The 10,420-nt window shown below is 46.9% G+C and carries 6 protein-coding genes; 1 reads left to right on the top strand and 5 read right to left on the bottom strand.

Going from position 1 to position 10,420, the window contains the following annotated elements:
• Nucleotides 1–14 precede the first annotated feature (14 nt).
• Nucleotides 15–3,659 (bottom strand): DNA-directed RNA polymerase subunit beta', encoded by a 3,645-nt coding sequence (gene rpoC, locus AAB523_03375; protein MEK7556295.1) that lies wholly within the window; start codon nt 3,657–3,659, stop codon nt 15–17.
• 47 nt (nt 3,660–3,706) lie between these two features.
• The gene (locus AAB523_03380) at nt 3,707–6,868 is read right to left on the bottom strand and encodes a DNA-directed RNA polymerase subunit beta (protein MEK7556296.1); all 3,162 of its coding nucleotides are present in this window, start codon (nt 6,866–6,868) and stop codon (nt 3,707–3,709) included.
• A 387-nt stretch (nt 6,869–7,255) separates the two neighbouring features.
• On the opposite strand from AAB523_03380, the gene AAB523_03385 reads away from it, so the two are divergent.
• A complete protein-coding gene (locus AAB523_03385) occupies nt 7,256–8,383 on the top strand; it encodes a DKNYY domain-containing protein (protein MEK7556297.1) in 1,128 nt (375 codons plus the stop codon).
• Between the two features lie 63 nt (nt 8,384–8,446).
• Here AAB523_03385 and trmD read toward each other — a convergent pair whose 3' ends face one another.
• The 3 genes from trmD to rpsP all read right to left on the bottom strand — a co-directional run bounded on the left by trmD (nt 8,447) and on the right by rpsP (nt 10,196).
• Entirely contained in the window at nt 8,447–9,091 is a 645-nt protein-coding gene (trmD, locus tag AAB523_03390; GenBank protein ID MEK7556298.1) for a tRNA (guanosine(37)-N1)-methyltransferase TrmD, read from the bottom strand.
• 60 nt (nt 9,092–9,151) lie between these two features.
• Nucleotides 9,152–9,457, bottom strand: coding sequence for a KH domain-containing protein (locus AAB523_03395; protein MEK7556299.1), 306 nt, complete (start codon nt 9,455–9,457; stop codon nt 9,152–9,154).
• 235 nt (nt 9,458–9,692) lie between these two features.
• Nucleotides 9,693–10,196, bottom strand: coding sequence for a 30S ribosomal protein S16 (gene rpsP, locus AAB523_03400; protein MEK7556300.1), 504 nt, complete (start codon nt 10,194–10,196; stop codon nt 9,693–9,695).
• Nucleotides 10,197–10,420: the final 224 nt, after the last annotated feature.

Here is a 10,420-nt window from a genome sequence, read left to right on the forward strand (position 1 = left end):
GGGAGACAGCGCTCTTACGCATTCCCCTCATCTTCCACTTCCTTGGCAACAACTTCTTCTCTTTTTCCGAATCCTGTTCCGGCAGGGATCAATCGGCCGATGATTATGTTTTCTTTGAGACCCTTCAAGTGGTCTACCGTCCCTTTAATGGCAACGTTGATCAACACGCGTGACGTATGCTGGAATGAGGCCGCCGATAAGAAACTTTTGGTGGTCAATGATACTTCGGTAATTCCCAACACCAGTTGTTTTGCTTTTGCAGGCTCTTTCCCCTCTTTGTTCAAGCGTTCATTCTCAATGAAAAGTTCTGAACTTTCAACGATCTCACCGGGTACGAATTTTGAATCACCGGCGATCTTGATCTTCACCCTTGAAAACATCTGGCGCACAATAACCTCAATATGCTTCCGTGAGATTGTCGCGCCTTGCAGTTCATAAATTTTATTGATTTCATTAATGATGTACTCTTCCACCACTTCAGCGCTGGAATATTTAGCGAGTTCTTCAATATCCACTGAACCATCGGTCAAGATATCGCCTTTCTTCACATCACCTCCGACCTTAACCAGCGGAGTTCGTTTAAAGGGAACGGCGTATTCTATTTCATTGCTCTTTCCCTTCTTTACGGACTCAATGTCGGCCAAAATCTTGATCATCTTATCTTTGCCTTCGCTCTTTACTTCCATCACCTTGCCGTCAGTCGCGGAGACCACTGCTTTTGACTTGGGCATTCTTCGCTCAAAAACTTCTTCCACGCGAGGCAGACCCATCGTGATATCTCCTCCCACCGATGCGATACCACCGGAATGAAACGTTCTCATGGTCAACTGAGTTCCCGGCTCGCCGATTGCCTGTGCCGCTACAATACCAACGGGTTCGCCCAACTTTACCAATTCATTTCTTCCAAGATCTATACCATAGCAATATCGGCATAATCCATTCACGGCCTTACAGGAAAGCGGCGAACGAACAACCACCTCAAGAATATCCGCATCTTCAACACGTTGTGCGTCCTCTCTGGAAAGCAGTGTTCCTTTTTTGTATAACACCTCTCCGTCGGGAGAAACGATATCCTCTGCAATAATCCTCCCTTTGATATTTCTTGCAAGAGATACGTCAAATCCGGAAACATTCTTGCGTGCAATCGCTCTTCCTTCTTTCGTACCGCAGTCTTCTTCCATGATGATCGCGTTGTCGGCAACATACACCAGGCGTCTCGTCAGATACCCCGCACGCGCCGTGTTGAGGGCGGTATCGGCAAGACCTTTTCTTGAACCGTGCGTGGTGACGAAATACTCAAGCGGAGAAAGCCCTTCTTTGTTTGAAGGAATAATGGGAAAATCAATAGTTTCTCCTGCGGTATTGACAATAAGGCCTTTCATGCCCGACATCTGCACCACTTGAGAGATACTGCCTCTTGCGCCGGAAGTGATCATATCATTTACCGGACCATTCTTTTCCAGTGTCCCGGGCATTACTTTCTCAATTTCATTTCGCACCTCTTGCCATACTTCAATCACTTTTCGAAATCGTTCTTCTTCGGAAAGAAGGCCGTCGTTGTACTGTGCAGTGATCCTTGCCACTTCCTCTCTTCCGTTTTTCACGAGCTCTTTCTTCTCCACCGGCACTTTAATATCGGTCATACTCCAGGTAATACCGGAGTGCGTCGCATATTTGAAGCCGAACGCTTTTATCTTATCAAGGATCGGCGGCGTATTCTTGATGCCATATTTCCCGATGAGATCATTCACAATGCTGGAAAGATCCTTCTTTTTAATTTCCTTATTGATGTAAGCAAAATCGCGCGGCAACACGCCATTGAACAAAAGGCGTCCCACTGAAGTTTCAAATGGTTTTCCTTCAAATGTAGCGTATCGCGGGCTGTCGGTTCCCATCACTTTTATTTTTGCGCGGAACCCGACTTCTCCAAAATCGTGAGCGGTAATGGCGCTGTTCGGCGTCGGAAATATCTTTCCTTCGCCTTTTTCTCCATCAATTATTTTGGTCATCCAATAACACCCGAGCACAATATCCTGGGAAGGATTCACGATAGGCTCGCCGGAACCCGGACCGAGTAGGTTGGTTTCTGATGACATGAGCGTGGCCGCTTCCGCTTGTGCCTCTTCTCCCAAAGGAACATGGACTGCCATCTGGTCGCCGTCAAAGTCAGCGTTGAATGCCGTACATACCAAAGGATGCACCTGAATCGCGTTGCCTTCGATCAATACCGGCTGAAACGCCTGAATACCGAGACGGTGCAGTGTTGGCGCACGGTTAAGGAGCACTCTTTTGTTTTTGATCACTTCTTCCAGTATCGCCCACACTTCCGGTATCCCTTCGTCAATGAGACGATTGGAACCGCGAATATTGTACGCCAATTCACGCTCCAAAAGTTTTGAGATCACGAACGGCCTGAACAATTCCAGTGCCATGTGTTTGGGAAGGCCGCATTGCCCCAAATGCAAATTTGAACCTACCACGATAACGGAGCGGCCGGAATAGTCCACACGTTTACCGAGCAGATTTTGTCTGAAATATCCTTGTTTTCCTTTCAAGCTGTCTGCGAGGGATTTCAGCGTCCTTCGCTGTGACTGACTCATCGCAACCTGTGATTGGTGCCGCATTGAGTTGTCAATGAGCGCGTCCACGGCTTCTTGGAGAATTCTTTTTTCATTGCGCAAAATAACATCCGGAGCGCTAATCTCCTTCAATTTCCCCAATCGATTATTCCTATTGATCACCCTTCGATACAGGTCATTCACATCGGAGGTTGCGTGCCTCCCTCCTTCAAGTGCCACCATCGGACGAAGTCCCGGCGGGATGATGGGGATCAGCGTAAGAAACATCCATTCCGGTCTTGTGCGCGAGTTGATCATTGAGCGCACGAGGCTCAGGCGTTTTTGCAGTTTTGACCTCTCCGCGGCACCGGCCTTCACAAGCTTTTCATCAAGCGCTACGGCCAATTGCTCCAGATCGATCTTCTTGCAGATATTATAAATCGCCTCGGCACCGATACCCGCTTCAAACACCGTTCCGTATTTCAGCGAAAACTTGTGGAACATCGCTTCGTTCAAAACAGTACCCGGTTCTATGCTCTGCACTTCTTTTTTGGTATTCTGTAAAAATCCCTTTATCTCTTCTTTCGCTTTATCGTCGGAGAGCTGTTTTATCTTTGTCTTATATTCAGCATCGAGATTCTTCATCACCTGCGCTTTCTCTTCTTCGTTTACCGACACGACAATGTATCCCGCAAAATAGATGACTTTTTCCAGGTCTGTTGCGGTAATGTCGAGCAAAAGTGCCATGCGTGAAGGTATGCCGCGCAAAAACCAAATGTGCGCAACCGGGCTCGCCAACTCAATATGACCCATGCGCTCACGGCGCACGATACTTTTTGTCACCTCAACACCGCACTTCTCGCAGATAATTCCTTTGTACCTGATCCGACGATATTTTCCGCAATAACATTCATAATCTTTCTCGGGGCCGAAAATGCGCTCATCAAAGAGACCGCCACGCTCGCTGCGTCCCGTTCTGTAATTGATGGTCTCCGGTTTTGTTACCTCTCCATATGACCACTCTCTAATACGCTCCGGGGAAGCCAGATTAATTGAGATTGAATCAAAGTCTTGGAGATGTTGTTCTCTGTTATCTTTCATGGTGTTAGTGGGAGTACTATTACGCTTGATAAACGGTGTTAAACCTTTTACTTTGAGTCGCCCTTTCGCTTCAGGTCTATGTCAAGCGCAAGTCCTCTCAAGTTATTCAACAGCACATTGAATGATGCCGGAAGGCCCGGTTGTTTGATCTTTTCACCCTTTACAATAGCATCAAATGCTGCGGCTCGACCTACGATATCGTCTGATTTGATGGTAAGCATTTCACGTAATGCGTGTGCCGCGCCGTATCCTTCAAGCGCCCACACTTCCATTTCTCCAAATCGCTGTCCGCCTCCTTGCGCTTTACCGCCAAGAGGCTGTTGAGTAATGAGCGAATAGGGACCGATGGAGCGCATATGTATCTTGTCCCCCACCATGTGGTTTAACTTCAGCATGTACATGTATCCGATGGCAATATTTTGGCTAAACGCCTCGCCCGTTCTTCCATCGTAGAGTTTTACCTTTCCGTCTGTAGCAAAACCTGCTTTGCTCAATTCTTCTTGGATCTCTCCTTCGGTTGCTCCCAAGAATACCGGTGTGATCGCCTGGTAATTCAGCGTATGGGCGGCAAGGCCCAAATGAAGTTCCAATACTTGTCCCAAATTCATACGAGACGGCACGCCAAGGGGTGTCAGAACGATGTCAATCGGTGTTCCGTCAGCCATATACGGCATCTCCTCTTCCGGAAGAACACGCGAGACCACTCCTTTGTTGCCGTGCCGACCCGCGAGTTTGTCTCCCACGGAGACGTTGCGCAGTGTCGCAACTTCAATATGAATACGCTTGGTGATGCCTGAATCAAGAGTGTCTCCTTTTTCGCGAGAGAATACCTTGACGCCGATGACCCGTCCGCGTTTGCCATGCTCCATGCGAAGCGACGTATCTTTTACGTCACGCGCTTTCTCTCCGAAAATGGAGCGGAGCAATCGCTCTTCCGGTGTCAGCTCCGTTTCGCCTTTAGGGGTGATCTTTCCCACTAAAATATCGTTCGGTCCCACCTCGGCGCCGATTCGCACGATTCCCTCTTCATCAAGGTCTTTCAGTTTTACTTCTCCGACGTTTGGAATATCATGAGTCGTGATCTCAGGGCCGAGTTTTGTATCGCGAACATTCACCACAAATTCATCCACCTTGATGCTGGAGAATTTACTTTCTTTCACGAGGCGCTCCGAGATAACGATGGCGTCTTCGTAGTTTGAACCGTCCCATGACATGAATGCCACGAGTACGTTTTGCCCCAATGCGATCTGTCCGGCATCAGAAGAAGAAGTATCCGCGAGCACTTCCCCCTTCTTCACTTTCTGTCCTACCGCCACGATGGGACGCTGGTGGAACATCGTAAAGCTGTTCGTTCGTGAGAAATTGACCAGTTTGTGCTTATGGAGGGCCTTCTTTCCCTGGACAGTGATCTCTCGCGCGTCCATGCTCGTCACCACACCATCTTCAAGAGCGATCACCAGCCGTCCCGTATCGCGCGCGGCGCGTTCCTCAACTCCGGTTGCCACAAGCGGCAACTCGGGAACAACGCAGGGTACCGCCTGTTTTTGCATGTTGGAACCCATGAGCGCTCGGTTCGCGTCGTCGTGTTCAAGGAATGGGATCATGGACGTCGCGATTGAGAATGCCTGATTAGGCGCGATATCAATGAAATCAACGTGCTCACGCAAGATCAACTCCGGACGTCCTCCTTTTCTGACCTCCACCTTGTCATTCGTGATGTTGCCGTTCTTGTCATAGGCGGTAGCTCCGTGAGCAATTTTATATTTCTCTTCCTCAAAAGCGTTGAGAAATTCCACTTCACTCGTGATCTTTCCGTTTTTCACCCGCGCGTAGGGAGTTTCTATCATGCCGAATTCATTGGTCCGCGCATACGTGGAAAGGTGGAGAATAAGACCGATATTCGGACCTTCGGGGGTATGTATCGGGCACACTCTGCCGTAATGTGAAGGGTGTACGTCTCGAACCTCAAGTCCCGCGCGTTCGCGAGTAAGACCCCCCGGCCCAAGAGCGGAGAGGGTGCGCAGGTGTTCTATTTCCGCCAGCACATTCTCCTGGTTCATGAACTGGGAAAGCTGGTTGGTCGTAAAGAATTCTTTGATACGCGCCTGAAGAGGTCTCGGGCTGATGAATTGAATGGGAAGCGTCGTATCCACGTCAATGGTGGACATACGATCCTGAATATTCCTCTTCATCTGGATCATACCCACGCGGATCTTTTGCTGGATCATTTCACCAAAATAGCGCACGCGCCGTGAACCCAAGTGGTCAATATTATCTTCTCGTGCGTGAAGGGTCACGCCGAGCTTAATGATCTGCTCAAGGATAACGACGAAATCATCAATGGAGAGTGTTTTTTGTTCTAACGCTTTCTTGTCTGTGGCCTTGCCGAAGCGCTTGTTAAAGCGAAAACGTCCTACCGCTGAAAGGTTATACTTTTCTTCGCTGAAGATTGATTTGATGAATTCCTTTGCGTTCTCGGGGGTAACCATTTCACCGTCTCGCAGGCGCTTATGTATCTCAATATATGAATCATTGGCTGTTTTCGCCGTATCTTTGGCAAAAGACGCTTGTATCACCTCCGTCACATGCGCGTCACTGCCAAAAAGTTTGACAATTTTTTCATCCGACATGTCGGCCAACGCGCGCAAGAGCGAGCTCACCGGAAACCTTCTCTTTTTATCAATGCGCGCATACATGGCGCCGTCCGGATCTGACTCTATCTCAATCCATGCTCCGCGCGCGGGAATGATTTTTGCTCCGAAGTATTTTTTACCCTTGATCTCTTGCGCCGTAAAAAGCACACCGAAGCTGCGCGCCAGTTGCGGAACAACCACGCGTTCTACGCCATTGATGATAAACGTGCCGTGATTGGTCATCAATGGAAAATCCGCCATAAAGATCTCTTGTTCTTTTGACGTCTTCAGTGTCTTATTCGTGAGTTTTACTTTGACGCGCATTGGCGCTTCATAGGTCGCCTCTTGCTCTTTGGCGTGGTATTCGTCAAATTTCGGCTCGGATATTTCAAAAGAGGTAAATTCAAGTTCAAATTTTTTCCCTGAATAATCCTGTATGGGAGAAAATTCATCAAATATTTCCTTGATGCCTTCGGCAATAAGCCACTTGAACGAAGCGACTTGATTCTCCACTAGGTTTGGTACGCTAACCAATGGTTCTTTGTAGCGTGAAAAATATTTTTTCTCTTTCTGCATAATATATAGAGTGGCACTACTTTATACGAATAATTAAAAATGCAAACGCAAAAAAAGAAACAAAAAGACAAGTAGGACAAAAAGATAAACCTACCTCTTTAAGGCTTCTTACTTTATGAAGTTATGATTGAGTGAGACAAAGAATTGAAACGCCCAATGATACTTTTTAAATTTTGTCCTCCCTATCTTCTGTAGCAGCACCGCCGAAACTCAATCCTCCAGATTTTGTAAGAGTATACCCCCTCCCTTTAGCGATGTCAAGGAGAGCCAAAAACCGCCGTTGGGGATAATTTGTCCGCAAGAAACCCCGGGCTTTACCATAGCAAAGAAACATGAGGGCGTCAAAAACAAAAAACGCGCCGCAAAAAGTTGTGCTATCATTACGTTATGTCGAAGCAAAACGTCATCGCGCTCATCATCCTGCTTGGAGGATTGGGAATATCCGGGCTTCTTGCTTCTGTTAATTATCAATCCAACGATAATTCTACTGATTGGTGGACGAAGGTGCACAACGAGATGACCGCGGAAAGCAGGAAGCGAGAACTTTTCCCGATCGATGGTTCAGATTTCTATAAGAAAAATTATTATGGAATACATTATAAAGGCAAACTCATTGAGGGCGCGGATATTGATACGTTCTTTGTGATGGATAGGTCACAGAACATTGCGCAGGATAGAAATTTTGTTTACTGGAAAGGAGAAGTTTGGAACGATGCAGACCTCCTGACAATTGAAGTCTTGGAAAATAACTACAGTAAGGACAGGAATCACGTGTACGATCCGGATGGAAAAATTATTGACGGAGTTGATCCGGAAACGTTTGTTTTCATCCCCAACAGCCCTTTCGCAAAAGACAAAAATAATGTTTACATCTACGCCAGAAAAATTTGGCAAGATGAGCTAAAACACACCGTTATACCCGGATTAAATTCTATCAGTTTCTTACGAATTGACGATAGCTATTTCTTCTCTGACGGAAAGCGCGTTTTTGGAGAAAACGGACGAGAGGTTGAAGCCGCAAATATTGATAAATTCATAATACTTGGAAACAAATACGCACACGACAATGCTCGTGTTTGGGCTGTAACAGAAACCCCTTTTGGAAAAACACACGTGGAAATAAAAGGAGCTGACCCACACACATTTGAACTATTGGGAAACGGTTATGCGCGCGACAAAAATTCTGTTTACTATGGAGAACTCCGATTGGATGGGTTAAAAAATGCTTATGTTGAAATTCGCCAAGACTTTATCCTTGGTGACAATGCGGTTTATCACAAAAATAAAAGATTAATGAATGCTGATTATAAAACATTCGAGATATTGAATAAAACTTACGTTAAGGACAAAAATCGAGTTTGGTTTATTCGTAATGTAGAAGTAATGTTTTGGAGTGAAATATGGATAGATGAGGTGCTAAATGCTGACGCTGCGACATTTGAGGTAGATGGCCCCAATATTGGACATGACAAGAATGGGATTATTCGGGAATGGAATGGGCCACCAAAAGGATGAAATAATTCATGCGCAGGATGTCAAATCAATGCGTCCTGACCAAAAACCGGAGATGGGGATAATTTACTTGCTCCTCCTTTCCTTCCTCCACTCTTCTATTTTTTTGTGGTTCCCTGAAAGCAGGACTTTGGGAACTGTATACTTTTTCCCCTTGAACATGAGGGTCTCAGGCCGGGTATATGTTTCGGCGCTTGCCACTCGTTCCTCTTCGACGGACTCTGCCGCATGAAGCACCCCTTTGATCTGCCGCGCCACCGCGTCAATGATAACCATAGCCGGAAGTTCGCCGCCGGTGAGCACATAAGGACCCACGGAGATTTCCTCCGCGCGCAGTATTCTTTTTACGCGCGCGTCAACCCCCTCATAGCGCCCGGCGATGAGAATGACATCCGTATGCGAAGCAATCAATGAACGCGCCACTTTGTTGGTGAATTCTTTCCCGTTGGGAGAAAGCAAATATACCTTGATGCGCTTTTTTTTGCCACGCGCCTTCTGTACCGCGCGGAGTATCGGTTCCGCCTGTAAGACCTGCCCCGGCCCTCCCCCATAAGGACTGCCGTCAATCCTGCGGTGCTTGTCTTTCGTAAAATCACGCGGATTATAAAATTTGACCGTTATTTTTTTCTCTTTGCGCGCTCGCGCCACAATGGACTCATTTAGGTATGAATCAAACATCTCCGGAAAAATGGTGATAATATGAAAAATCATTATCTCTAGTGAAAGAAAAAACCGTGCTCAGAGAAGTCACGGCTTTTTCTTTTTATTGAATTACGCTTTGAGTTCTTCCATCGCTTGATCAATACTTGCTGATACGCCGGTGTGCCGTCCGCCTTCAGGCTCGTTGATTTTCAAATTCACTCGGGCATTGTTCTTCATACCGACAACTCGAAGCAATGTTCTGATGGCTTTGGCGGTATTGCCGCTTCGGCCAATAATCTTGCCCATGTCAGCCGAATCAATATCAAGAGTTAAGAGAACGCCCATTTCATCAACCTTTCGATTGATCTTTACCGCGTCCGGACTATCCACAAGCGCCTTAATAACGTACTCGAGAAATACTTTATCACTTTCCATAATGCTGATTTTTTCTTCCTTACTTACAATATTCCGTCATCCCCCTCGGGCTTTCGGCGAATCTGTTTTCGACGCAGATTACTCTATTTATCATAATAAAGATCTACACTTTGTCAACCCCGTTAGAGGTCACGGAGCACTAAGCTCAAAAGATATTTTTTATTGTTTTATATAAATATTAACTGCCTGAAATAAAGGATACGACTTCCGCGACCGTGTCCTACCTCTAACGGGGTCAACCGAGCAAGGCAGGCGCTTCTTCTTTCTTTTCCTCTGCTGTCTCTACTACGGGTGTTGGCTCTGCAGGAGCTTCAGGTTCTGTGGGTTCCGCTACAGCTAGAGGCACCTGTGGCGCGCTCTCTGCCTCCACAGGGGTCTCTTTCTCAACTACTGCCGCCTTTTCTAGAACTCCCACCGGAGGTGTGACTTTGTCTTTCTCAACTGCCTCCTCCCCTTCTTTTTTCACGGGACTCTTTCGTGGAAGAACGTTAATCTTCTTTCCTTCAATGATCTTCTCATTGATCAACAGATTGTGCACAGTATCGGACACTTGCGCGCCTTTTGATATCCAATAGGTTACCCGATCGCCTTTGATCTCCGGTTTACCGAAGCGTGCGTTGTATGAGCCAAGCACTTCCAAAAACTTCCCGCTTTGAGGGCCGTTCTTTGAGTCGGTAAGCACAAGCCGAAATGACGGATCGTGTTTCTTTCCTACGCGCTGTAATCTGATTTTTAACATGGCTCACATACTAGCAGAAATACTACTCGCCGTCAAACCCCGTTAGAGGCAGGACACGGTCGCGGAAGTTACACCCCTGACTTGCGGGCAGTCAGCATTTATATAAAGCAACGCAAAATATCTTCTAAGCTTAGTGCTCCGTGGCCTCTAACGGGGTCAAACCATTTTATGCTATACTCCACTCTAATGACTGAGAAAAACATGCACTATATTGAAGGAACCCT

The organism is Patescibacteria group bacterium, from assembly GCA_038063375.1.
Lineage (GTDB): Bacteria > Patescibacteriota > Minisyncoccia > Phycocordibacterales > JANLHH01 > JANLHH01.